Here is a 26,082-nt window from a genome sequence, read left to right on the forward strand (position 1 = left end):
AATGGTATCGCAAAGAAGTTATCACAGTAACACGAAGCCCCTGAAGAAGTCGGATTCTTCAGGGGCTTATTTGTGGGCTAATGTCGCCTTAATTTTGTTTTACTTCTTGTCTCGATTATTCAGCCAGTAATCAAAAAAGGTTATTAATATACCTACAAGAAGGGAGCAAAGAAAGTTCGTTATCACAGTAACACCTCTTCTCAGCCGCTAGACTGTCGGATAGGCGACAATTTATTATATCAAAATAAATCTTTCATAAAAAGGAGTCATGATTATCAAAGTTTATTCACAATTAGAAGCTATTATATATATATACCAACAAAACAAACCTAACAAACTTTTTCATTTTATTTACTCCTCCAAAGTAAATAAACAACTCCTTTTTTGACCTCTAGTATTGACTAGGGGTCTTTTTCTTGAGATCAATGCAAAAAAAGCAATCAAGTTACTATGAGAGACAGTTACTTGATTGCTTTTTTATCTTTTTATTTTCTTAATTGTTCTAAGATATCTTTTGGAACGTTTTTTTCTTCCGTTACGTAAGGCCCTTTTACGACTCTTTTATTAGAAATCTCTGCTTTCACAATCGTTCCTGGTTGATAAGGAGTTGGATTAGGACTTGTCATGCTATAACTTTGAGTTTGTCTTTTTCCATTTTCCTTAACAAAATCAAATGAATAATCGTAAGAATAATTTAAAGTACCATCACTTTCTTTAATTTTCTTTCCGCTCATATCAAGAGCTTCTTTCTTCTCAGGTACTTCAGCAGGTACTACTGCATAAGCTGTTGTGGCTTTATATGTATCATTGTAATAAGCGTATGTTTTAAATCCAACTACTCCTAATATGGCAACAAAAATAATCGGGATAATTTTTTTCATGATAATCTCTCCTTTATTTGTTTATAGTTACACTTTAACAAACTCATCTTACAGGAAAAATTGATGTTACTTACATTCTTGTCACCTATTTTCTTCTTAACTTTTTCTTTAAAGAATTTTCACTATTTATCTTATTTTTATCATTATTTTGACATATCTATCCCTTATTATATGAGCATACCAACAAAACAAACCTAACAAACTTTTTCATTTATTTACTCCTCCAAAGTAAATAAACAACTCCTTTTTCAGGTCATCTTTTGAGATGACCTGTTTTTTGTCTACCTAAGATCTTGTCGTTGATTTTTTATTAATAGTCTCATAGCAAATAAGATACCTGCTAAAAATAGGAAAATTGCTACGCAAAGTTCACCATTAAAAAAACCAAAAGAACGATACCAAAAATTTTGATTGTAAAAAGCATTTTTCATAATGCTCATTGTAACTAAAGTAAAAATCGTTAATAAAGGAATTATCTTCAGTGTCATGGATAAATAATTTTTACTTGTTTGAGATAAAGTAAATAATAAACTACAGAATCCCATCCCGATTAAATAAATAAGTAAGATTAACAGACCTAACCACTTCCCAAAGGTTATTGAGAGATAAGAATAAATAAAATCAAAGTCTGTTACTGAAAAAAATGAATTTAACCCACTATCAAAATAGCGTACATATCCTGTACTCAAAATAGGAGCAAGAAAGACGACTAAAGAAATGGTTATAATCATGAAACCAGCAAACATAATTGAGACATATTGTGTATAGTTAATTTTTCTTCCCTTTTTGCTACTCCACTGGAGCGTTTTTACTTTTAGTATATTGTCTCGCACTAAATGACTCGGTAATAGGACAACCATTAGAACCAGACTTAGCAGTAAAACATTTTCCATTAAACTTGTTACTGTACTTGGTAAGTATTCTGGTAAAATATTGCGCCAATCTTCCTCTTCAAATATTGCCTGCTTAATTCTCAATTTCTCCTTTTCATCTTTTACTTTAACCTGTTTTAAAAAAACCTTCTCGTCTTTAAAATAAGAGATACTTTTTTGAATCTGTTGAGCTATTTCTATTTTACTGATTAATTGATTTTTATTTAACTCTTGATAAAAGTTAAATAAAAGCTGTCTTTCTTTTTTATCTTTTTCATTTAAATCATACACGGCTCCTTCTGGTAACGAGTCTCTATATGACACAAATTCTTGATAGTTAGTCAACTTGTGTTTTTTTCCAAAATCACTTGCTGAAATTTGTTTATCTGCTGTCTCTATCAATTTATCTGTTTCTTTTGCTACTTGTTTAAAATCTTCATCTTGCATTTTTTTCCCAAACTCATCTTTCCACTGATGGGCAAACTGATAAGATTCAATCAATGAGCCATTTGGCCACATCGTATAAAAGAAGCTGATTTCTAATTTATAAAAAATAAGACTGATGAGAATAGCAACTACTAACATGGCGGGTCGAATTATTTTTTTCAACTCTTGTAAAAACATGTTAAAGCACCTCCTTTTTTGAATAAAAATAACGAAATAAAAGGCTAAAACCACTTAATAAAACTAAACTAGCACTAACAACAACTGTTTCTTGAAAAGGTATTATTGTGTAGGGACCTGTTTCAGTGAACCAAAAAGAATAATTTTCAAGTACTTGTTGCGGAGAAAACATTAGCAATAAAAAGAAATAGTCCATTTTACTACTCGTATATGACACAAGGCCTTTGTGCACACAAAATAAAACAATGGCTACTCCCAGTCCTTTAGCCATATTTTCCTTCCATAAACCGATAAAGAAAAATAAGGTAAAGTAAATAATTAGTAATCCTAAACCTAAAAGAATAGAAAAGATAACATAATTTTTTATAGACATTGGTAGCCAAGTAATAAATGGCATTTCAACAAATAATAAGCTGTTTTCATAAATATTAGTCAAAAAGTAAGTAGAAACACTGCTATCTAGCAATTCAGTCATAGGATAAAAAAGAAAAAGTGTACTTAAACTAAACAGATGAAGAATGATATAAAAAAGAAGAGACAAACAAATACCTGCTATATACTTATTCACCTGTACCTTTCTCCCTATTTCGGAGGTGAGTAATAACTTATCTGTTTTGGTTAGCTTTTCTGCTGTACTAGAAAACAAACCAATTAGACAAGCAAAAATTAAACTCTCTATTAATAGTGCTTTTAGAACCACATTTTTAAGATGGTTAAAGACAGGCAACGTTTCACTACCAAGAGCAATATCTAAAGCAGCTTTTTCTTTACTCAACTGTGTTATTACTGGATTTAATTGTTGGTATTTTTCTTCCAATTTTCCCCTATAGTTTCCTTGAACTTGAAACACATCAATCATTTTTTTCGATAGTTCTTCTCCTTGAAGAGTGTCATAAATATCCTCAACTGATTTAATATCATTTTTCACCCGTTGATTCTTTTCTTTAGATAGAATATTTTCTTTTAATTCTGGTGTGACTTTCTGTCCTTCTTCTATGTTTACTTGCTTGATACTATTAAGATAGTCATCATTTACATCTAATGTTAAAAGCAGACCTGTGTTAAACAAAAGACATCCGAATAAAAAAAGAAAAATAATAGGTTGTTCTACTAATTTTTTTATTTCAAAGCCAACCAATCGTAAATTCACGTCTACACCTCATCTCGGTAAATATATAAAAAAGCATCCTCCAATGTTGGTGTAACTACTTTAGCTTTTTCGATTTGGTTCTCACTTGCAATACGTAAAACCGCTCCTTGAGTTGTCTGACGTTCGCTCAAGATAAATTGCTCAGAACTTACTTTTCCATTACTAGGAATTTCAAAAATTTTACCTTGAACCGTTTGAGTAACTTCTTCTGGAGAAGCAGAAAGATAAACTTCATGATTTTTTAAAAGAATAATTTGGTTCGCTATTGTTTCTATATCAGAAACAATATGAGTAGATAAAATAATGATTCTATCTTTTGCTAATTGATGAAGCAAGTTTCTAAAACGAACTCTTTCTTTTGGATCAAGGCCTGCTGTTGGTTCATCTAAAACAAGCAATTTAGGATCATTTAGCATCGCTTGGGCAATGCCCACTCGTTGAATCATTCCACCTGAGAAAGTTTTCATTTTTTTACGCTTCACATGAGATAAAGCAACTAAATCAAGTAATTCATCTACTCTTTTTTTAGCTACTTTTTTGTCCATTTTTTGCAACACTGAAAGATACATCAAAAATTTTTCTGGCGTATAATTTCCATAGTAACCAAAATCTTGTGGTAAATAACCAAAATTTCCTCGGTACACCCTCCCTAAATCTGCGATTGAGCGCCCCTCCCAAAGTATTTCTCCAGAACTTGGAAACAAAAGAGTCGTTATCATCTTGATTAAAGTTGTTTTACCAGCGCCATTTGGAGCAAGTAAGCCATAAACACCATTTTCAAAGGTTAAATTAATATCTTTTAGTACCTGAGTTTCCTTGAAGTTTTTACTAACATTTTTAAGTTCTAACATAGTAAACACTCCTTTCTCGTTGATTTAAATAATCATAGCGAAGCATCAAGATAAAGCTGAAAAAACCTATCACAGCCATCAAGACTACTATTGTTTCAGGTAACACCATTAATAAGGGATAAATTATATCTATCTTTAAAACTAAAACTGCTCCAATGCCTAACCAAATAATCGGGCTTATTTTATAACTATTTCTCATTGAAAAAAAATGATCCAGTATTAATTGACCGGTAGAAAATAGAAAAAGTGATGTACTAGATAAACTAATTAATTTTAATAACGATAATTCTTGATTAGCAGCAAACCAGATAACAACACTTAATAAAACAGAAGCGGTTAATGAAAGTAAGCTAAATAATAACGTTCTAATAACCATTATTTCTTGTAAAGATACTTTCAGTGTCATTTTTAATTCAAATGTTTTAAATTGAATCTCTTTCCAAATGCTTAAATAGTGAAACAAACTAAAAAAGATAGGCGCACACAAAAATGTATAAAAATAGACTTTTTCACCTACTTCCTGAAACAACCACATGTGATTAAAAGAGCCTCGACTAGATGCACTTAAAATAAAAATAATTAAAGCAAGTAGAACACTCATCACTAAAACAAAGATTTCAGTTAATCCCCAAAAGACAATTTTCCAATCAAATGCTTTAAAAAATAACCAGATAAACTCACCAAAATTTGCTTTTTTCAACGTTGTGTTTTCTAAAATATATTGAATGCTTCTCTCTTTTTCTTGATTACTTAGGACACTTTCTTCCAAATATTTAGGCTTCATCTCTAAACTCCTTTCTAATCTTTGTTATTAAGCGATAATATTGCGCTTTTACTTTCTCTTCTTTTTCTACAAGTAACTCACTTATCTCCTTAAACGATAGTCCACCGTATATCCTTAAACGAAATACTTCTTGAATTTCTGGCCTAAAAGTAGCGACATATCGATTAACAGTTTCTAACATTTCTTTTTCTAACAACTTCTCATCTATTTCAACTTCCTCTAACCACTGATTATCATCTAACTCTTCGTAAAGTAATTGTTTTTTACGACGACTATCAATAACTTTATAAGTACCTATCCGAAATAACCAGGTCTTAAAACTGGCTCGTCTTGCGTTATAAGTCATTAAATTATCGAGTGCTGCTATAAAAACATCTTGTGTCATATCCAAGGAATCTTCTTTATTCCCAATTTGTCTGTATAAAAAAAGATACAGCTCATCATAATAGCGTCTAACCAATTCATCCGCTGCAGCACTAGAGCCTTTTTTTATGATTTTTCGAATTAGGTATTTATCACTAATCATTTTAGAACTACCCTCCTTTTTCCTATCACCTTTATATTCGTTTTTCATCCCTAATTAGTTGCAGTTTTTTTAATAAAATAATTATTTTTATTTCCTTCTTAACTTTTTCTTTAAAGAATTTTCACTATTTATCTTATTTTTATCATTATTTTGACATATCTATCCCTTATTATATAAGCATACCAACAAAACAACCCAAACAAACTTTTTCATTTATTTACTCCTCCAAAGTAAATAAACAACTCCTTTTTCAGGTCATCTTTTGAGATGACCTGTTTTTTTGTGTCACAATCCTTTTCTTTCAACTTACAAGCGTTTTAAGCTATACTTTTTAAGGAGGTGATTTTATGGGAAGATTAGGTATTATGAGTGATTTACATGTTGATATAAATAAATTAGGTCAATTTGAGTTAGAGCTTTTAACTGATCTTTTACATGAGAAAAAAATAACTCATCTTCATTTAGCAGGAGATACTGCAAATCAAGTAGCCTTTCTTTTAGATACACTTTCCTTTATTGAAAGTAAAGGAATACCAGCTACGTTTAATTTTGGTAACCATGAATTGCCTAGCATAAAAAAGACGATTGAAATGGAAGATTATCCTGATTCTCGGTTTCTTAATCACTCTCATAAAGAACTCAACAACCAACTTGTTTTACTAGGTGTTAACGGGTGGTACGACTACAGTTTTGCCCTAGAAAAAGACTATGACAAAATTGTAGCCTCTAAAAATCTATACTGGTATGACCGAATCATTGAACGACCATTAAATGATCCTGATACGTTGGTATCTATTTTAAAAGAACTTAAATACAGTTTAGATGACTTAAAAAATGCGGGTAAACAAGTAATTGTAGCAACTCATTTTGTTCCTAAACAAGAATTTGTCCGCTATTTTGATGGAGAATATGAGAGATGGAATCAAATTAATGCTTTTTTAGGTGCTAAAGCAACAGGAGAACTGTTTGAGACTTATGACAATATTCAACGAGTTGTCTTTGGACATACCCATCGTCGGATAGATAATCAAGTGATTAATGGGATTTCTTACTCAGCTCGTCCTCTAGGTTATTTCTATGAGTGGCATCTTACTAAAGATTTCATGCTCGAAAATAAATTGATGACTTCTTTTAATCCTTACAAAGTACGACGAATTTTAAGAAATCAACAAGATGAATTTAATGAATATCGAGCTAAACACTTAAAAAAAGAGTTTAGCGATGCTTTAACTATTATTGATTACTAAAAAACCAATCAACATAAAAAAGTTGATTGGCTTTTTTTATAATTTTTTCTTTTCTATATGTGATACACCGGCACCGATTCCTGCTACAACTCCTAAACCAAATAAAACTTTAGATGACGCCAAAACACCTACTGAAACACATGCAACAGCAATAACTGTATTTGTTTTTTCATTAAAGGCTAATAACTCTTTTGATGGCATGGAAATAGTTAAATCAAGACCAATTTTTTTATTAATATTATTGATACTTCGATTAATAGTTCTTATCATTCTTATTCTCCTTTTTAATTAGTGAAAAAATAAATAGCCGGGTTAATTAACAACAAAAATCCTGTTAGACCAAACCATTTAGCCTGATGTTTTTTTCTTAACGCCATTCCTCCTGCTAACACTAAACAAATAATAGCAATGATTCCCATTATTAAAGAAATATTCCCCAAATGAGGATGAATCCTATCTAAACCGATTTTAAAAAATTGTTCAATCATCATTATTTTTTCCCCTCCTCAAATAAATCATAAAGTGTGTGATCCAATAAAAAATTAAATGTTTTTTCTGTTCCTTGTAGTGTATCTCGATCAACTAAGGATAAAAATAGAATTGAATGGATGATATTCATTACCTCATCTTCAGGTAAAAGTAACTTAAGATTCGCTTGACTAATTGCCTGCTCAAATAACTCTGCACTTTTTTGTTTTAATTCCTCTATTTTGTCTGTCGGTAATTTCGCTAAAAACAAATCATATTCCGCACTATTCATGTCGTACAAATTGGGAAATGTTTGGAATTCATGAAATAGCCATTGTAATCCTTTTTTAAAGCCTTCTATTTTTTGATTTTCTTCTTCAATAAACTTAGACCAAGTCATCAACAAGTTATCTTGTACATTTTCTAAGACCTCTAAGAACAAATCTTCTTTTCTTTTATATATTAAATAAAAAGCACCCGAAGAAATACCAACTGTTTTAGTTAGTAAAGGAATATTAGTTTGTTTGTATCCTCTTATTTTCCAGCTTTCCAAACACGCTTCTTGAAGTTTCTTTTTTATTTCTTTTAAATCAGACTCTGAGAATTTTTTTGACATCTTCAGGCCTCCTTCTCATTATGAATATACTATAACATTTATTCATGAATAAATAAATACAAATATTCATGTAAAGTTAATTAAAAAAGCTGACCCAACGTCAACTTTTTTATTTGATTAGTTTTTTATAGTTAGGGGATTAAAAATTTACTCTTATTTATTTCTAGAAATGATCATATAAATGCGGTGTATTTGGTTCAATCAAATCAGATAATACTTCTTTCTCCCCGTTAAACTCAAGAAATTCAGCCCAAATAGCTTCCTCAACAGTGTGTTTGCCTAAAAATACTTGCGTCCATCTCTGAATAGTTCCGCTGTAATCTGCTTTTCCTTCCTCTACTTTTTGACAGTTTGCTTGGCCATTCTCAATCTCTACTTTAAACATACCGTCGTTCCAAGGACAATTCGCATCATTAACTTCTAGATAAAGACTATATTTTGTAGACACATCTCTAAACTTAAATTTTCCGATAAAACGCTCAAAATCAAGAATTCTTGCCATCATATCTGTTTGTTTCTTTCTTCTGACTTCAATGGTTTCAGTGAATAATTCAGACACCATTTTGACATCAATATTTTTGGCAACAAACATCGGGAAACTACCACTATGAGAAGAGACAAACGTCATTAATTTTCTAAGTGCAAACATATTAGTGTAGGCTAATTCATTAATTTTAAATTCAGAAAAACCTATTAAACTATAATTAATATAGCCACAAGGAACATCATTATCATCATAAGCAATGGCTAATCTTTTACCTTCAAAATATTTGAACTCAAAGTCCCACCAATAATCCTCTCTAAGCAAACTTCCATTTTGACTCCCTAGCGTTTTGCGATAAAGCGCTTTTATTATTTTTTGTGCTTCTTCATCTTCCCAGAAAACACGTTCCATGTATCCTTTTTTCTCTTGCTTAACTTGTTGAATAACATGCGTTGGAATATATGTTTCTTCAATATCAAAGATCATCTCATAGCCAAATTTTCGATAAAAGGGTTGCGAGAAAGGGGCTAAATAAGACAGTTCAGTTCCTCTTTCATACAAATCTTTGAAAGCGTATTCAAATAAACGCGTAATACTACCTGTTCCCCTTCGTTCTGGATAACTTGCCACATCAACAATCCCTGCTGAAGTCATGACTTGTCCATTAATCATTACTTCATAAGGATGATTAATCACTTGACTGGTAACTCTCCCGTTAATTTCTTCTACATAATTATCAATAAACTGTCCCTTAATTAAAAACTCCTCTTTTTGTGTATCTGTGTGATTCGCGTTAAATGCATAACTAGCTAATTGACGTGTTTCCTCAATTTCTTGACGTTCTGTTACTCTTCTTATCATGCTTTCACTCCTTCATTTATTATAAAGGTCATGATAGAAGTAACTTCTATCACAACCTTATTTCTAATTTAATTAAAAATAGTCGTACAAGCGTGGTGTACTAGGTGAGAATAATTCTGAGAAATTGGTATTTTCATTTTTAGAGTCAATCAAATTAAGCCATTGAGCCTCTTCAAATGTCACTCTTCCCATAAAAATCTGTGTCCATCTTTGAATGCTGCCACTATAATGAATCATTGCTTCATTAGATGGATCTATTTTCTCACAAGTTGATTTTCCATTAACAATGCTTAACTTAAAAATACCATTATTCCATGAGCATGTGCTGTCATTAACTTCTAAATAAACAATTTCTTTCTTTGGACTAGATTTAAAATTAAATTTTTCAATAAATTCTTTAAAATTAACAATTCTTGCCATCATACTGCTATGAGTTTTTCTAACAATATTTTGTGTTTCAGTAAAAAGTTCTAATATTTTTGGATCCGGCAGATTAGTTGAGACGAACTCATCAAAACTTCCACTATGGGAAGAAACAAATGTCATTAATTTTTTTAAACCAAAAAGATTTGTATAGCTCATCTCATAAATCATAAATTCTGATGCCCCAATTAAGCCATAAACAATGTAACCACATGCTTGCTTTTGGTCATCATAAGCAATAGCTAGTCTTCTTCCTTGATTAAAAGTTAACACAAAATCCCACCAATAATCTTCCCGAACCAAACTTCCATTATGCGTACCTAATGTCTTGCGATATAATTCTTTAATGGTTTCTTGAGCCTCTTTATTTTCCCATGAAACACGTTTGATGCTACCTGTTTTTTCTGGTTTAATTTGTACAATTGTCTCTTTTGGAATCCTTATCTCATCATAATCAAAGATATTTTCGTAGCCAAATTTTCGGTAAAAAGTTTGAGAAAAGGGAGCTAGATAAGAAAGCTCTGTTCCTTTTTCATGTAAGTCATTAAAGATAGCTTCAAAAAGTAATCTAATACTTCCTGTGCCTCGTGCTTCAGGATAAGTTGCTACATCTCCAATACCTGACATTCCCATTACTTGGCCATTGATTGTTACCTGATACGGATAGCCAACAATTTGACTTGTCACCTGCCCATCGACTTCATCCACATAATTATCAATAGATTCATTTTTCTTTAAATAAATATCACGTTGTTCTTTAGTATGATTTGAATTAAAAGCATAGCTTCCTAATTCATGTATTTGTTCCAAGTACTTTCTGTCTGTTACTTTTTTTATCATATGATCCACTCCTAATAAGTAATAATCATGTCATCTTCTTCATCAACTGGTTCATTAGAAACTATCTCAATTACTAGTTTGTGAGGCAAACAAATACTTGTTTGGCCTGGTTTACTAATCCAACCCGTTCGAACGGCTATTTGATCAGGGCTATTATCTTCTTTTACCCGAATCTTCGTGCCTTCCATTTCAATTATATTATATTTATCCTTACCTGGATAATAGGTTTTTTCTTTGTGTTTTGTTTTTTCATTCAATTCAAAACGATCAACTTCTTTACCATCAATCGAAATGATAGCAATGTTGCCTTCTTTAGTTGCTTCATCTGTTTGATTCAATGAAAAAACAACAAGAGGAGCAAATGACAAAATTATCAGACAGATAATGACCACACCATCCATAAATCGCCACTGCTTTTTAAGTTCTTTCCATATCATATGCGTGTTTTTTCTCCTCATTTGTAAAATCTCTTCTTACTCTTAGTAACATATCCTGAAAAAAAAGGTACGTCAACTATTTAATTACTTATTAATATACCTTATCTTTGTGAATAAAGCACTTATGTTGCTATTTTATTCACCTCTAAATTATAATAGTTTGGTACAAACTAGAGGAGGAATTGCTTTGTCAAAATATCAAGTTTTATTATATTATTTATATGTTCCATTAGAAAACCCTGAAGAATTTGCTAAAGAACATTTAGCTTTTTGCCAATCGATTAATTTAAAAGGTCGTATTTTAGTTGCTAATGAAGGAATTAACGGAACTTTATCTGGCTTAACAGAAGATACCGAAAAATACATTGCTCATATGCGAGCAGATGAACGCTTCAAAGATATTTTCTTTAAAATAGATCCATCTGAGGAACAAGCTTTCAAAAAAATGTTTGTCAGACCTCGCCCTGAACTCGTTTCCTTATCCTTAGAAGATGATATTGATCCGTTAGAGTTAACTGGAGCTTATCTATCTCCTAAAGAATTTAAGGAAGCAATTCTAGATGAAGATACTGTGGTTATCGATGCTAGAAATGATTACGAATATGATTTAGGTCATTTTAAAGGTGCTGTTCGTCCTGATATTCGTTCTTTTAGAGAATTACCTCAATGGATTCGTGACAACAAAGAAGAATTCATGGACAAACGAGTTGTTACCTACTGTACTGGTGGTATTCGTTGTGAAAAATTCTCTGGTTGGCTAGTTCGTGAAGGCTTTAAAGATGTGGGACAACTTCACGGCGGGATTGCTACTTATGGTAGAGATCCTGAAGTTCAAGGTGAATTATGGGACGGAGCTATGTATGTCTTTGACGAGCGAATCAGCGTTCCTATCAATCACGTTAATCCCGTTATCGTTGGAAAAGACTGGTTTGATGGTACACCCTCAGAGCGCTACGTTAATTGCGCTAACCCAGAGTGTAACAGACAAATTTTATGTTCTGAAGAAAATGAACATAAATACCTTCGTGGTTGCTCTCATAACTGTCGCGTTCATGAACGTAATCGTTATGTGGTTGAAAATAATCTTTCTTTAACAGATTGGCAAGAACGTGTAGAAGCTCTTGGAGAAACTTTTAAAGAATTAGTCAAATAGCAATAGAAAATATTTGAAATTTTTTTCAGCATATGTAAAAATAAAAGTGAATAAATTGCAAGGTTAGGCGTTAGCTTCAAGGTGAACTCTTTCAGGGCGGGAAGAGACGCCTAAGCACGCCTTTTTTTAATTATTTTTTAGGAGGTCGAAATAAATGTTAATGGAATTATTACTCGCTTTAATCTTAATTATTGTTGGAACAAAGTTTGCCAGTCACCTGTGTCACAGAATCGGAATTCCTGCTGTTATCGGTGAATTATTAACTGGCGTTATTTTAGGACCTGCTCTTTTAGGATGGGTTGCACACACAGATACCATCTCTATTTTTGCAGAAGTTGGTGTTATCTTACTCATGTTTTTAGCTGGATTAGAAAGTGATTTAGAGAAACTAAAAAAATACCTCACACCTTCTGTTATGGTTGCCTTATTCGGGATTGTGTTTCCCATGATTTTTATCAGTGGAGCAGCCCATCTCTTTGATATTCCTTGGAAAGAAGCTATTTTTCTAGGAGTGATTTTTAGTGCCACATCAGTTAGTATCTCAGTTCAGGTGTTAAAAGAATACAAGCGTCTTGATACGGCTGAGGGTTCTGTCACTTTAGGAGCTGCAGTTGTTGATGACATTGCCGTTGTTTTAATTGTTAGTATTTTTAGTGCTGTCTTAAGTATGGATGGCAATACGTCTTCCATGGGAGTTGGCTTTATTTGGGACCTTTTAGGAACTAAAATTCTCTTTTTCATTGGTCTTTATCTATTTGCTAATTTCATTTTAGATCCTCTCTTGTCTTTAACTAAAAAAATTGTAGCTGTTGAGGCTGAAACAGCTTTTGCTCTAGCTCTTTGTTTTGGCTTTGCCATCCTTTCTGAGCATGTAGGAATGAGTGATGTGATTGGTGCTTTCTTTATTGGTCTATTACTATCTCGTCAAGAAGGTAAACATGAAATAGAGCATAACATCTCTGTGATTAGCTACTCGGTCTTTATTCCTGTCTTCTTTGTCTCTATTGGCCTTGATATTGAATTGTCAGCCTTTAAAGAGTATGCAGTCATCATTATCGTCTTCACACTTTTAGCAACGCTAACAAAGCTTATTGGTGGTTATTTAGGTGGTCGTGTGACGAAACTAGATCGTAGTCAATCACTTATCATTGGTGCTGGGATGGTGTCTCGAGGAGAGATGGCCCTTATTATTGTAAAAATGGGAGAAAATCTTGGTTTAATTAATGAAGGACTTTACTCAGCTATAGTTGTAGCGATTATTTTAACTACTCTATTTTCACCATTATTAATTAAATATGCCATTGAAAAAGGAACTCCAGCTTAAATGCTAGAGCTCCTTTTTTTCTCTTCTATAAAAGTCGTCTTAAAATAATAACCTGTTAAAACTAAACACAATAAAACTCCAATTAACGAATAACTAAAGCCAGAGAGATAATTATTTGTTTGTCCAGCAATTTTTTTAAATGCCCCTCCAATCAGTGCAACACCCATAATATTAGAAAAATACATGACCATATTAATAATAGAAGAAGCTAATCCACTAAATTCAGCAGAAACATCAATTAATATGATTCCTATTAAAGGCGTTGTTGTTATTCCTAAAAATAGACCATATAGGAATAATAAAAATAAATTGAAAAAAGTAAATAAATCTGGTTGATATTTCAGGCTAAATATAAGTATTACCAGACTTCCAAGCATGCCTAAAACACCAAGTAGCAGTAATTGATTGCCAATTTTTTTTAACCAGTCAGCTGAGGCAATAGAAGCAAATGTAAATCCTATCCCTAACGGTAAAAAGATAAAACCAGTTTGAAAAACACTTTTTCCTAAACCAAGTTGTGCGTAGTACGTCATCAAAAAGAATAAACCAAACATACTCATATAAACACAAAAAACACTCGCAATTCCTCTTAAAAAATTAGGCTCTTGGAATACTGAAAAATCCACTAATACAGTTTGTTTTTTATTTAATCTTACTTTTTCTACTTTTCTAAAGAAAAACAGCAAAGCTAATCCGATTAAAATAATAACGACTGACGTGATATTTTTAAAATAAATGATTTGATAGACTAAAAGAAAACTACCTAAAACAAGTAAACTACTTCCTTTTACATCAACCGAATCTTTTGTGATAGGCTCTCTTTTAGGTATTAAAGAACTCATACAAAGAATCAAAAGACATACAGGTAAATTAAAAAAGAATATATTTCGCCAACCCAAGTTAAACAAATTAAGTTTCATAATAATACCGCCTAACAGCAGCCCAAAAGTAAAACCCAATCCAATTACCATTCCGTAAAGTGAAAATATAAAAGGTTGTCGGTCTTTAGAAAAACCTTCTCGCATTAAAACCATTACTTGTGGTTGAATTAAAGCCCCTGAAATCCCTTGACCAATCCGCACAAGAATTAAAACTGTTTCACTAGATGTTATACCGCCTATAATAGATAGTACAAAAAAGAAACTTATTCCTAATAATAAAATATTTTTTTGTCCCCAACGATTTCCAAAGAAACTACTTAAAATTAAAAAAGTAGCGAGTCCTAACGAGTAACCAGTTAAAATAAACTGAGCATCACTAAATGTAATACCTAATGTTTTTTGAATCTCTGGAAGGGCAACTTGTAACATATAAGTATTCAGTGAAATCATTAAGTTAGGTAAAAAAATAATACTTAGTCTCAGCCATTCCTTCTTAGTTAATTGCTTCATGTTTTTTCCTTCTTCCTACAATGTTACAATATACTGCTCTTTTGAACGTTCACTTTTCAAAATATCGACATCTATTTCAAATACTTCTTTAATATTAGCAACAGTCATGACCTCTTTTGTCTCACCAGCATATTGAACGCAGCCATCCTTTAACATATAAATGACATCACAAAAATCATAAGCTAAATTCAAATCATGGAGGACACTAACTGTCGTTAAATTCAATTCCTTAATTAATCGAAGTATTAATTTTTGTTGATAAGCATCCAAATGATTAGTTGGTTCATCTAAAATAAGTAGTTCAGGTGTCTGAACTAAACTTCTTGCTAAAAGAACTCGTTGTTTTTCCCCACCAGAAAGTGTTGAAAAATACTCATTTGTCTTATCCTCTAACTGAAGCAATTTGATGACTTCATTAATTAATTCTTTGTCGCTCTTTAACAGGCCTAATCGACCTTCGTTAAATGGATATCTTCCCATTTCGATAATCTCGTTTGTTGTAAAATCAAAGGGAAAATGATTCACTTGATGCATCATCGCCATTTTTTGAGCTAACTCATTTTTTGAATAACTCTTAATACTTTGATCTAAAAACTGAATGTCACCTTCTACTTCTTGGTGTAAATTAGCTAGACATTTCAGTAAAGTTGTTTTTCCACAACCATTCATTCCAATAATTCCAACAGACGTCTTTTTTTCAATTTTTAAATTAATATCCTTTAAAATTTTCTTGCCATCTTTAGCCTGAAAGCTCAAATGAGTTGCTTCTAGCATGATACTCCCCCCTGATTCTTGTATTTATCCAAAATAATCATAAAGAAAAGTGGGGCACCAATAAGAGAAGTGACAACCCCAATTGGTAACTCGCTATTTTTAACTACTATTCGAGCCAGACAATCTGCCCAAATAAGTAAAATACTTCCTAATAGTAAAGAAGTTATAATAACTAATTGATGTTTGTTTCCCACTAATTTTCTAGCTAAGTGGGGAACGATTAAACCAATAAAACCGATTACTCCCGTTTGCGAAACCAAAACCGAAGTCAATACAGCAGAAGCTAGCATTAATTTTCTTTGATAAATTTGACTCTCAATCCCTAAAGACTCTGCTTGTTCATTTCCTAAAAGAAGTAAATCTAACACATGAGATTGCTTGAAAAAATAAATCGTTAAAATTAATAATGTCCCAGCCATTAATCCCAAGCCTTGATTTCCAATCCCTACTAGACTTCCCATCGTCCAATACGTCGCACTTTTGACGTACTCTGAATTAGGAGCTTTGTAAATAAAAAGAGATGTCAATGCCTGGCAAACTGAATTAATCACTACACCAATTAAAATTAGAATAATTAGCTGATTTTTAAACCAATGGGATAACCTTAAAATTAAACAAGTTGTTAAAATACCACCTAAAAAAGCACTAAAGGCAATCATCACGGATAAATGACTCATTATTAGAGTTGGTAGAATAACAATAGCAAACGTAGCTCCAGCAGTTGCTCCTGACGAAACGCCTAAAATGTAAGGATCTGCTAATGGATTTTGAATACAAGCTTGCATAACTAAACCTGCTAAAGCAAGACCTGAACCAGTAATAGCCGCAGCCATAATTCTAGGCAGTCTTAATTTTAAAATAATAGCTAATTCAGTTGTGGAAAATGTGCCTTCATTTAAAGCTTGCCATGTATCTAACCAATTAATTTCAGAAAGCTTGATTTGACCAAGTAAAGGCGAAATCAAAAGACTAACTACCAATAACAAACATAGAATGCTAAACACACGGTAATTCTTTTTGCTCATCTCTTACTTCTCCTTGCTCTCAACCTTTAAAAAATCATAAATCTCTTGATAAACGTTAGAAATATTTTCATTCCCACGAATCACGTCATCATAATTCATTTCTAAAATTTCTTTGTTTTTGATCGCTACTACATTTTTTAAAGAATCATGTTCCAACCATTTTAAACTATCTTTTCCTCCTTCACTTGCCATAAATGACGTAAAGATAATTTTTTCAGGATTTATTTTGATTAAACTTTCATAGGACAAATTAACAACCTCTTCTCCTAAATCTAGATAATTACCATCTAGTTCTCTAACAACCTCATCTACTAAACTATATTCATCTGGATAGTAATAATAATTACCACGACCATCACTTGCAACAAATAGAATACTTTCTCTTCCTACTTTTTTCTTTTGGTCTGTTACTTTTTTGATAGACTCTTTTTGCTCTTTAATAAATCGGTCTGTCTTTTGATTCATGTTGAAAATATGACCTAGTTCTTCTATTTCTAAGAAGTAATTATCTGGACTGATTCCATTTTTATAATTAGATGTGGTACCAATTGCAATTCCTTGTTCATTCCAAAAATTAAAATCACCCAGTCGATCTTTTTGAAAGGCTGTTGAAATTCCATATATTAAATCAGGTTTTGATTTAACCACAGCTTCTTTAGATGGCCATTCTTTAGCTAAAACAGAGATGCCCTTTATTTTTTTATTGTTAACTGATTCTAAATAAGCTAACTTATCAATTTTTTCTTCTAAACCAAAATAAATTAAACGTTCCGCATTTTTCTCACCAATCACTAGCACTTTGTTTGGTGATTTTTTCACATGTTGTTCTACTTTTTTACCTTCAAGATTAAGTGTTTCAAAAGAGTAGCCATCTTTTGATTGATCTGCTTTTGTTGTTTCATGACAACCAGAAATAATAAAACATGTTACAATAAGAGACAAACTTACTAATAATTTTTTATACATTTTAAATAACCCCTTTAAATAATTGATTGGAGATAAACTTATGAGTCGAACTGTAAAATCAGCTGACGAGCGAAAAAAAGACATTATACAAACCGCTGAGAAACTTTTTATTGAGGAAGGCTACAATAATGTAACGACTTCGGCCATTGCTAAAAAAACTGGTGTGGCAAAAGGAACTCTTTTTTATCATTTTGAAACAAAAGATAATCTGGCAGATGCTGTTATTAAGTATCAATTAGCTCCCTTAAAGGAAACCTACCAACAAATTAATGCAAAAAAAGAGTGGTCTGCTCTTAAAAAAATGAGCTGGTTCTTCTTATCAGAATTAGATGATTCCTTACAGCATGTTTCTTCATTTAACTATTTAAAAAATGATGACAATGCCATTTTAAGACAGAAACTTAGAGTTCAAATGACAACCGATTTTGTTCCATTTATCGAAAACTGGTTAACTCAGGGAGTAAAAGAAGATATTTTCCAAGTAGATGATCCTCATTTGATGGCTGAATTTATTTTCACTTCCTTTCATTCATGGGTTGAAAACTCCTTATTTGGTGATGATTTGAAAACTCGAAACCATCGAATAAACTATGTGCTTCCGTTATACAATCAAATGCTTCATTTACCTCAAAACACATTTTCACCTGAAAATATGCGGAAATTAATACAATAAAAAAGAGAATGATAATCATTCTCTTTTAAAAGAATATCATTTGACTGACCGTCAGTCAAATGATATTTAAAAAGAAAACTCTCATTTTCTTTTTTTCTATTATTTACATGCTACCGCTTCTATCTCGACTTTCAATTTAGGATTAGCTAATGCCTTGATATAAAGTAAGGTCATTGCTGTTTCTTCCCCTTCTAAAAAGCTCGCTAAACATTCTTTCCTTATTTCTAAGTCAATTTCATCTACTAAAAAAATGGTTAATTTAGTCATATGTTTAACTTCCATTTCAGCTGCTTTTAAATTAGCTTTGACATTACTTAAAGCTAATTTAAACTGTTCTGCACCAGTCTCTGGTATATCACCTTCTTTTGTCATACCAATTTGACCTGAAATAGTTACCCATTTTAATGGCATTCCTGTGTTAATCACTTGGTGGACATAGGGACCTACTGGTGAATGAACAGTCATCGGATTACTTGTTTTCTTCATATTTTTTCTCCTTTATAAAAAAAGTAATCTGACATGTCTTAAACATATCAGATTACCCCTTATTTTTTATTCATAATCGTAGTCATAGTCGTAATCATAGTCATCTTCATAACCATAATCGTCTTCTTCATCTTCTCCTGCTAGAACCTCCAAATGGCGACTCATCAGTACATAAGCTTTTAATTGATTGAAAGTTCCTTCTTCAATTTTATACTTACGTGAGAATAGTTTAGGTGCAACTACATCTTCTTCAAATTTATTTTTAAATTTATTGAATTTTTTCATTTTTGGTGTAACAAATGTTTTAAATTCAATATCTTCAGTTTTATCTAAACGACGTTTTAATTTATCTAAATGTTCTTCATAGACAGCGAAATCTTTTTTAGATACTTTTTCCGTACCTTCTTCATCAGCACTATCTAATAGTTCTTCAACATCTTCTCGAACTGTCTCAGGATCATATCCGATTAAATCATCAACTTCACTATAACCATAATCATCATCTTCATATTCGTCTTCATAGTCGTAGTCATAATCGTAATCATCTTCATAGTCATCATCGTAGCCATAGTCATCTTCATATTCTTCGTCGTAATCGTAATCATCCTCTGAATCTTCTTCATAAGAATAATAAGATTCCTCTTCATATGCTACATCTTCAACTTCTGGTGATAGTTTCGCTTTTGTCTTAACTTCTGGTTTCTCAAGACTAGCTACTTCATTATCAATCTCTTGCTGAACAGGATCTACTGCTACAACAGGTGTTTGAATAATTTCTTCTAATGATGGGGCCGCGACTTCTTCAACTACTGGTGTAATAACTGGTGTTGGAATCATTGTTGCTTTTCTATTCTCCATACCAGCTAAACGTTGTTCCAAACGTTGATTTTCTTGTACGAGGCGCGAAATTTCTTGTTCTAACTGACTAGATTTTTCACGAGCATTCTTATAGTTTGTTTCTAATAATTGATAATTTTCTTGCCAACTTGTTTGTGTTTCTGTGTTAGTTGCCATTAATTTATCCACTAATTGCTGTTGTTGTTCTAATCGTTCTGATAAACGTTTAATTTCTTGCTCCTTATTTCTAGCAAATTGTTCTTTTTCAATATTAGCTTGTTGTAGAATACGATCTTTTTCTCGTTGTTCATCTGCTACACGAGATTCCCATTTCGTTACAACACGTTGTTGCTCTAAACCTGCTTGTTGCAAGTTTTGTTCTAGTGTCATCAAACGATCTTTTAATTGAATCAACTCATTTTGGCGTTCCATTTCCAACTGTCTACTTGTGTTATAAGCAGTAGCTAATTCTTCTTTTTCTGTCGCTACTTTTTGGAAACGAGCTTCCCACTCATGAGTTAATAGAGAATTTTCTGTTTCTAATTGTTTCAAACTTTCACGGGTTGTATTTAAATCACGAGTTGTTTGAACCAAATCTTGTTGCGTTTTATCTTCAAATACTTGATTTTCTTTCAAAACAGTTCTAAGTTCATTATTTTCATACTCAACTCGTTGTAATTTTTGAGTTAATTCTTCTTGAATATTTTCTTTTTCAAGGCTAATTTGACGCATTTCATTTTTAAATGCTTGAACTTGTTGTTTGTCATTTAATTCATTGTTTTGATAAGTAATTAAGTCTGATTTTAATAAATCATTTTCTTGAAGTAATTGTTCTACTTGAGAATTATTAGACTCTCTTAATTGATCGTAATCAGCTTGTAAACTAGTCACATAACGTTCATTATCTGATACGACATTTTGTAGTTGTTGGATTTCACGTTGCTTTTCTAATAGCTCTTGACTACTTTGACGCAACTTATAGTTCAAATCATCTAGTTGTTCTTGTAGTTGACGATAGCGTTCATCTGATTCTGCATCGCGAGAGTCTTTACCTTCTGAAAGTTCATTTAATGTTCTTTGTTGTCTTTCAATTTGAAGTGTTAAGTGACCAATTGTTTCTTTTTGATTCAACTCATCAGCCTTACTTTGTTGTAAAGCCATTTGCAAATCACTATTTTCTTTTTTCAATGTATTGAACCTTTCTCTTAAGTCCAATTCAACTCTTCGATGTGTCTTTTCAGCATCACTTAATTTTTGTTGTGCTAAAGAAGCTTGATTGCTTATGTGTTTACTTTCTGCACGAACACTTCTTCTTTCACTTGGTTTAGTTGATGTATTATTAGACACATTTTTAATTTCTTTTACTAATAAATCTGAAATTGTTTTTTTAATATTTCTAATTTGTGTATTAGAAAAGATATTTGATGAGTCAAAAGTCACATAAACCTCAATTGTGCCTCTTGATGAGATATCTACAAAAGCTCTCTCAATTTTATATAGAGGAAAAATTCTTTCCCACTCTTTAAATACTACTTGTGATGCTTCATCGATATCTTTTTGAGTTAAATGTCCTTCTCTATCTGACCATTTTAATAACAATTGGTTAGTAACTTCACTTTTATTTTGAAGTGGTACTAAAACGATACTTGAGGTATTTGGTTTTTTAACTTCTTCTTGATATATCTGAACATCTATGTTTAATTCATCCAAAAACATAGATACTGTCCCCCTTTCAGCAGTAAAACACTCCACTTATCTAATTAATTTTTTCAATACCTAATCATATTAATAGTAACCTTTTAACGACATTCTGTAAAGATATTTTAAACATATATCATAAAATTCATATAACAAACAACTTTTTTTAAATGATATTAACAATCAAAAAAGTCTAGAACCTTTTCAGATTCCAGACTTACTAAAAAAATTTATTTTTTTAATTTACACGAACAGCGTCTGCGTTAATATAACCAATCCATTTTTGATTATCATATAATGAATAGTACGTATTACCGTTTACATGCTCATAGCGTCCTTTAGCTTTAAACGTTTGACCATATACATTGACACTTTTCTCTTTTACTTTCCAATCAAAATTAGAGTATATATTATAATTTTTACTTGTAATTGTCACATAACGGCCATCTGCGATATATGGTCCTTCTGCTGCTGTAATTTGACCAGCTTTAGCATCAAGGTATCCTTGCCATTTACCATTTGTATCATACAGTGAATAGTAAGTGTTGCCATTTACGTGTTCATATCGGCCACGTGCTTTGTAAATTTTGCCATATAAATTATCCGATGTATTTTTCTTATCTTCCTTAAATGATTGCCATACATCAAATCCTTTTTCTGTTACTTTAAAGTAACGGCCATCTGAGATATAAGGACCTTGTGGGCTAGTAATTTTAGTTGTTGCTCCTGATTCTAAATAGCCATACCATGCACCCTTACTATCGTATAAAGAGTAGTAAGTTGTTCCATTTACATGGTTATATTTTCCACGAGCTTGGTAGACTTTATCAAATAAAATATCACTAGTTGATTTTTTTGCCCAATTAAAGTTTTCATAAACATCGATACCTTTTTTAGTTACTTTTACATAACTACCATCTTTAATATAGTCACCTTCTGGTTTAGAAGCGTTTGTTGCGTCAGCATTAAGATAACCTTGCCATACGCCTGACAAATCATATAAAGAAAGATAAGTACTACCATTTGCGTGCTCGTAACGGCCTCTAGCTTCCAATGTCGTACCCATTAATTCATCACTACTATTACGGTATTTCCAATTGAAATTCGACCAAACACTATAACCTTTTTTATTAACAGTCACATAGCGTCCATCTTTAATATAAGGTCCTTCTGGTTTTGTTACGACACTAACTGCCTTAGCATCAATGTAACCTTGCCATTTACCTTGATTGTCATAAAGTGTGAAATACGTATTGCCATTAATATGTTCGTAACGCCCACGTGCTTGGAATGTATTACCCTTTAAGACGTCACTAGTATTTCGAATAGTCCATTTGAAATCTGAATAAACATTATATCCTAATTTATCAACTTTAACATAACGACCATCTGAAATATAATTTCCTTGAGGTTCGGCTTCTGTGGTTGCACCTGCATTAATATAGCCATACCAAGTACCTTTTACATCATATAATGAATAATAGGTATCACCATTAAAGTGTTCATATCTACCTCGTGCTTGGAGAGTTTGACCATAAATGGCATCACTTGATCCACGTTTTTTCCAATTAAAGTTTGACCAAGTACTATAGCCCTTTTTATTGATTTTAACGTAGCGTCCGTCTGAGATATAATCTCCTTGGTTTTCTCCATCTCCTACAGCATTAGCATTGATATACCCATACCATTTACCTTTTGAATCATACAATGAATAATAGGTATTTCCGTTAAAATGTTGGTATTTACCACGTGCTTTAAATGTTTTACCATAGATATCTTGACTTGGATGTCTTTCATCCCAGTTAAAATTTGACCAACTACTATAATTTTTACGATTCACTTTCACAATACGACCATCTGAAATATATGGTCCTTCTGGAGTTGTATTAGTTGTTGCATCAGCGTTTATATAACCTTGCCAAACATTTTTGTTATCAAATAATGAGTAATATGTATTACCATTAGCATGCTCATAACGTCCACGTGCTTCTAATGTTTGTCCGTATAATTGTGAGCTAGTTGTTTTTTTCTTCCAATCAAAATTAGAATAAGTATTGTAGCCTTTTTTACTAATCTTCACGTATCTACCATCTTTAATATAAGGTCCTTGTTTTACCTTTTTATAATGATGGAAAACAACTTGTGCTTCTTCATTGTAACTAGCTTCTAAATCGCCACTAACAAAAGCGTATCCTGTAATGTCTTGTTTATCTAAAGTAACTTTGTCGCCTTCTTTGACTGTGTAAGAAACTGGTTTCTTTATTTCTTTTTCGTTTTCATCAATGTATTTAACAGTGACTTTACTTGTTTTGATTTCTTTTTTGTACTCAAATGTTAAAGTTTGATCTGCTTCAGTATATGAGCCTTCTGAGTTACCTTCTTTAACTTTACTAAATGTGAACCCTTTGATTTCTTTAGGTTTCACTTTAAATTCTTCTCCAACCTTACCAGTTAGTGTTTCTGCTGGTGAGATAACTTCGTTTTTCTCATTCACATAATTAACAACTAGTTTACCTTCTACAATAGGGGCTTCTTTTTTAGTATAAGTCAACGTTAAAACTTGCTCAGTTGCTGTAAAAGTTCCTTTTAATTCTTTATCAACTTCCTTAAAAGTATAGCCATCAATTTCTTTAGGTGTAATTTCAAAAGGTGAAGCTAACTCTCCTTTGAATGTATCACTTTGAAAAATTTCAGTACCTGATTCATCCACATATTTAACAATAACAGGTTTAGATTCTTCTACTGGAGCAGTTGCAGTCGTTGTTGTTGAAGCTGAGTCTTCCGCAAAAGCAGTACTAACACCCACTAATGGGGTTAAAACCATTGTCGATAATAAAACCGATGTTAATAATTTTTTCTTCATATCCAACTCTCCTCTTCTTTTTATTAATCTTCTCCTTTATTTTAGCACTTATTTACAAAAAAAACAGTTTTTATTCATACAGATCAAGTTGATATAATTCTTTAAATTTAGTATTTTCTTCTAATAATGTTTTAGGAGAACCGTCCATACTAATTTGACCATCTTCTAAAAAAATAATTCGATTAGCATAATGAGTTCCAACCAAGTGATGGGTAATCCATAAAACGGTCTTTCCTTTTAGCACCTCAAACACAGTTTCTAGTAATTGTTTTTCTGTCATTGGATCGAGTCCTATAGTTGGTTCATCAATAATAATAATGGGTGTATCTTGAAGTAAGATTCTAGCTAATGCTATTCTTTGTTGCTCTCCTCCCGAGAATCGTTTTCCACCTTCTTCAACAACAGTGTCCAATCCAAGAGGTAATTTCTCAATAACAGGTGCTAATCCTGCTTGATGAGCTGCTTCTTCAATATCTTCTTCTGTTGCTTTTAAATTTCCTAAACGAATATTATTTCGCATCGTTGTATTAAATATATGAGGACTTTGATTAAGAACACCCATTACTTCAGATTGTTCCTCACCTAACTCACTTGATTCAATGCCACCAATTGTAATTGAACCTGATTCTGGTAATAAATCACCTCTTAAAAGCTTAGATAAGGTTGTCTTTCCTACACCACTTTTACCTAAAACTGCTACTACTTCTCCTTCTGAAACGGTTAAATTAAAATTTTGTAATAGCTGTTTTGACTGTTCATTATATCTAAAATCAACTTCTTTAAAAATAATTTCAGAGCCTTTTATTATCTCTTCTTCCTCATCATCTACCTTGCTAACTGGAGGGGTGGTATCTGGCAGTTGAGATAATCGCTGGACTGTATCTTCATACAAAGGTAATTCCTTAACCGAATCACTGATTGGAGCAAACGCATCAATTAATGGGAAGAATGCCAGAACAAAAGCTGCTATCCAGTTTAAATAAATAACTTCTCCAGTTTTACCAAAATAATTACCTGCCCAAACAAACATAATAATAACAATCAAACCAAAAATAACTTGTTTACCCAAACTTTCAAAACGGGAGTAACGATTCATCTCTTTGTCTTCATCTCGAACAAGACTTTCTGATTCATTGTACCCATTTAAAAACTCTTGATATCTGCCACTATATTGCCAATCTCCAACACCTAAAACAGCATCCGTTAATTGATTATACAAGACATGTCGTTTTGCTTTCTGACGATAAACACGAGCATTATTAACTAAAACAGCTGTTAAAGGTAGTAAGAAAATAATGACACCTAATAATAAAGCAATTAAAAGAGCTAGTGGTACTGAAAATACACCTAAAACAATTACAATCACACTGTATAAAATTAACGCCACAATAGCTGGAAAAATAGTTCTCAAATAGAGGTTTTGAATATGCTCTACATCTTCTGCTAAAATTCCTAAAATATTACCTGTTTGGTATTCTGATTTTGACTTAACCGCTCTAGTTTCCATCGCTTGATATAATTTCAAACGAATGTCTGAAGTCATTTTTAAAACCCAATTATGACTTCCTAAACGCTCTACATAACGTAATGTAGGTCTAGCAATCCCAAAAGCGCGAGTCAAAACAATTGGAACATAAACCATTAAGATATTTTCTGGTCTAGCTGCTGACTTACTAATCAAGTATCCTGACGTAAACATCAAAGCTGATGCTGCAAAGAAAGTTAAAAAACCTAAAAATAAAACTAAGGCTAGTAACCATTTATATTTCTTAAAAAATGGTCTTACCCAGTTATCTTCTTTTGAAAGTAATAAATAATTCTTTTTCAT

Annotated in this window: 24 protein-coding genes and 1 pseudogene; 4 read left to right on the forward strand and 21 right to left on the reverse strand. The window is 31.9% G+C overall.

From position 1 onward, the window contains the following. Nucleotides 1-99: 99 nt before the first annotated feature. The 7 genes from H9L18_RS14545 to H9L18_RS14575 form a co-directional block, all read right to left on the reverse strand. The gene (locus H9L18_RS14545; protein ID WP_126794680.1) at nucleotides 100-186 is read right to left on the reverse strand and encodes a type I toxin-antitoxin system Fst family toxin; all 87 of its coding nucleotides are present in this window, start codon (nucleotides 184-186) and stop codon (nucleotides 100-102) included. A gap of 299 nt (nucleotides 187-485) precedes the next feature. Further along, nucleotides 486-881, reverse strand: coding sequence for a DUF1093 domain-containing protein (locus H9L18_RS14550; protein ID WP_126794580.1), 396 nt, complete (start codon nucleotides 879-881; stop codon nucleotides 486-488). 281 nt (nucleotides 882-1,162) lie between these two features. Beyond that, nucleotides 1,163-2,377 (reverse strand): hypothetical protein, encoded by a 1,215-nt coding sequence (locus tag H9L18_RS14555; RefSeq protein WP_126794583.1) that lies wholly within the window; start codon nucleotides 2,375-2,377, stop codon nucleotides 1,163-1,165. Nucleotide 2,378: 1 nt separating this feature from the next. Continuing rightward, on the reverse strand, nucleotides 2,379-3,527 hold the full coding sequence (locus H9L18_RS14560) for a hypothetical protein (protein WP_126794587.1): 1,149 nt from the start codon (nucleotides 3,525-3,527) through the stop codon (nucleotides 2,379-2,381). 2 nt (nucleotides 3,528-3,529) lie between these two features. Then, a complete protein-coding gene (locus H9L18_RS14565; RefSeq protein WP_126794590.1) occupies nucleotides 3,530-4,378 on the reverse strand; it encodes an ABC transporter ATP-binding protein in 849 nt (282 codons plus the stop codon). After that, nucleotides 4,365-5,162: a hypothetical protein gene (locus tag H9L18_RS14570; protein ID WP_126794592.1), complete on the reverse strand. Its 798-nt coding sequence runs from the start codon at nucleotides 5,160-5,162 to the stop codon at nucleotides 4,365-4,367. Before H9L18_RS14570 ends, H9L18_RS14565 begins: the two co-directional genes overlap by 14 nt. Beyond that, complete coding sequence (locus H9L18_RS14575; RefSeq protein WP_126794594.1) at nucleotides 5,152-5,688, reverse strand: RNA polymerase sigma factor; 537 nt, start codon at nucleotides 5,686-5,688, stop codon at nucleotides 5,152-5,154. Before H9L18_RS14575 ends, H9L18_RS14570 begins: the two co-directional genes overlap by 11 nt. A gap of 347 nt (nucleotides 5,689-6,035) precedes the next feature. Here H9L18_RS14575 and H9L18_RS14580 point away from each other — a divergent pair, with 347 nt between their 5' ends. Beyond that, nucleotides 6,036-6,935 carry a metallophosphoesterase gene (locus H9L18_RS14580; RefSeq protein ID WP_126794596.1) on the forward strand — a complete coding sequence of 300 codons (900 nt, stop codon included), beginning with the start codon at nucleotides 6,036-6,038 and terminating at the stop codon, nucleotides 6,933-6,935. A 36-nt stretch (nucleotides 6,936-6,971) separates the two neighbouring features. Here the strand turns inward: H9L18_RS14580 and H9L18_RS14585 are convergent, their stop codons facing one another. The 6 genes from H9L18_RS14585 to H9L18_RS14610 form a co-directional block, all read right to left on the reverse strand. Beyond that, nucleotides 6,972-7,205, reverse strand: coding sequence for a hypothetical protein (locus tag H9L18_RS14585; protein ID WP_126794598.1), 234 nt, complete (start codon nucleotides 7,203-7,205; stop codon nucleotides 6,972-6,974). Nucleotides 7,206-7,219: 14 nt separating this feature from the next. Beyond that, nucleotides 7,220-7,426, reverse strand: coding sequence for a hypothetical protein (locus H9L18_RS14590; protein ID WP_126794601.1), 207 nt, complete (start codon nucleotides 7,424-7,426; stop codon nucleotides 7,220-7,222). Continuing rightward, a complete protein-coding gene (locus H9L18_RS14595) occupies nucleotides 7,426-8,019 on the reverse strand; it encodes a TetR/AcrR family transcriptional regulator (protein WP_126794605.1) in 594 nt (197 codons plus the stop codon). Before H9L18_RS14595 ends, H9L18_RS14590 begins: the two co-directional genes overlap by 1 nt. 163 nt (nucleotides 8,020-8,182) lie before the next feature. Beyond that, nucleotides 8,183-9,364: a GNAT family N-acetyltransferase gene (locus H9L18_RS14600; protein WP_126794608.1), complete on the reverse strand. Its 1,182-nt coding sequence runs from the start codon at nucleotides 9,362-9,364 to the stop codon at nucleotides 8,183-8,185. Between the two features lie 72 nt (nucleotides 9,365-9,436). Beyond that, complete coding sequence (locus H9L18_RS14605) at nucleotides 9,437-10,627, reverse strand: GNAT family N-acetyltransferase (protein WP_126794611.1); 1,191 nt, start codon at nucleotides 10,625-10,627, stop codon at nucleotides 9,437-9,439. A gap of 11 nt (nucleotides 10,628-10,638) precedes the next feature. Further along, nucleotides 10,639-11,064 carry a NusG domain II-containing protein gene (locus H9L18_RS14610; RefSeq protein ID WP_246433298.1) on the reverse strand — a complete coding sequence of 142 codons (426 nt, stop codon included), beginning with the start codon at nucleotides 11,062-11,064 and terminating at the stop codon, nucleotides 10,639-10,641. A gap of 187 nt (nucleotides 11,065-11,251) precedes the next feature. On the opposite strand from H9L18_RS14610, the gene trhO reads away from it, so the two are divergent. After that, a complete protein-coding gene (gene trhO / locus H9L18_RS14615) occupies nucleotides 11,252-12,217 on the forward strand; it encodes an oxygen-dependent tRNA uridine(34) hydroxylase TrhO (protein WP_246433299.1) in 966 nt (321 codons plus the stop codon). 154 nt (nucleotides 12,218-12,371) lie between these two features. After that, nucleotides 12,372-13,541 (forward strand): cation:proton antiporter, encoded by a 1,170-nt coding sequence (locus H9L18_RS14620; protein ID WP_126794619.1) that lies wholly within the window; start codon nucleotides 12,372-12,374, stop codon nucleotides 13,539-13,541. Here the strand turns inward: H9L18_RS14620 and H9L18_RS14625 are convergent. The 4 genes and pseudogenes from H9L18_RS14625 to H9L18_RS14640 all read right to left on the reverse strand — a co-directional run bounded on the left by H9L18_RS14625 (nucleotide 13,538) and on the right by H9L18_RS14640 (nucleotide 17,697). Beyond that, nucleotides 13,538-14,932, reverse strand: a complete 1,395-nt coding sequence (locus H9L18_RS14625; RefSeq protein ID WP_126794622.1) for an MFS transporter — start codon at nucleotides 14,930-14,932, stop codon at nucleotides 13,538-13,540. The genes H9L18_RS14620 and H9L18_RS14625 overlap by 4 nt on opposite strands. Nucleotides 14,933-15,195: 263 nt before the next feature. Then, a pseudogene (locus H9L18_RS14630) lies at nucleotides 15,196-15,706 on the reverse strand (ABC transporter ATP-binding protein); the annotation flags it as partial. Then, on the reverse strand, nucleotides 15,700-16,731 hold the full coding sequence (locus H9L18_RS14635; protein ID WP_187559351.1) for a FecCD family ABC transporter permease: 1,032 nt from the start codon (nucleotides 16,729-16,731) through the stop codon (nucleotides 15,700-15,702). The pseudogene H9L18_RS14630 and the gene H9L18_RS14635, both read right to left, overlap by 7 nt. A gap of 3 nt (nucleotides 16,732-16,734) precedes the next feature. Then, complete coding sequence (locus H9L18_RS14640) at nucleotides 16,735-17,697, reverse strand: ABC transporter substrate-binding protein (RefSeq protein WP_185847497.1); 963 nt, start codon at nucleotides 17,695-17,697, stop codon at nucleotides 16,735-16,737. A gap of 40 nt (nucleotides 17,698-17,737) precedes the next feature. Between H9L18_RS14640 and H9L18_RS14645 the strand changes: the two genes are divergently transcribed. Then, complete coding sequence (locus tag H9L18_RS14645) at nucleotides 17,738-18,370, forward strand: TetR/AcrR family transcriptional regulator (protein WP_126794633.1); 633 nt, start codon at nucleotides 17,738-17,740, stop codon at nucleotides 18,368-18,370. Nucleotides 18,371-18,469: 99 nt separating this feature from the next. On the opposite strand, the gene H9L18_RS14650 is transcribed toward H9L18_RS14645, so the two are convergent. The 4 genes from H9L18_RS14650 to cydC all read right to left on the reverse strand — a co-directional run bounded on the left by H9L18_RS14650 (nucleotide 18,470) and on the right by cydC (nucleotide 26,082). Continuing rightward, nucleotides 18,470-18,856, reverse strand: a complete 387-nt coding sequence (locus H9L18_RS14650; RefSeq protein WP_126794635.1) for a RidA family protein — start codon at nucleotides 18,854-18,856, stop codon at nucleotides 18,470-18,472. A 66-nt stretch (nucleotides 18,857-18,922) separates the two neighbouring features. Then, on the reverse strand, nucleotides 18,923-21,409 hold the full coding sequence (locus tag H9L18_RS14655; RefSeq protein WP_126794638.1) for a coiled-coil domain-containing protein: 2,487 nt from the start codon (nucleotides 21,407-21,409) through the stop codon (nucleotides 18,923-18,925). 220 nt (nucleotides 21,410-21,629) lie between these two features. Beyond that, nucleotides 21,630-24,254: a MucBP domain-containing protein gene (locus tag H9L18_RS14660; RefSeq protein WP_126794641.1), complete on the reverse strand. Its 2,625-nt coding sequence runs from the start codon at nucleotides 24,252-24,254 to the stop codon at nucleotides 21,630-21,632. Between the two features lie 70 nt (nucleotides 24,255-24,324). Then, nucleotides 24,325-26,082, reverse strand: coding sequence for a thiol reductant ABC exporter subunit CydC (gene cydC / locus H9L18_RS14665; RefSeq protein WP_126794644.1), 1,758 nt, complete (start codon nucleotides 26,080-26,082; stop codon nucleotides 24,325-24,327).

This window comes from Vagococcus carniphilus, from assembly GCF_014397115.1.
In the GTDB taxonomy this organism is placed as follows: domain Bacteria; phylum Bacillota; class Bacilli; order Lactobacillales; family Vagococcaceae; genus Vagococcus; species Vagococcus carniphilus.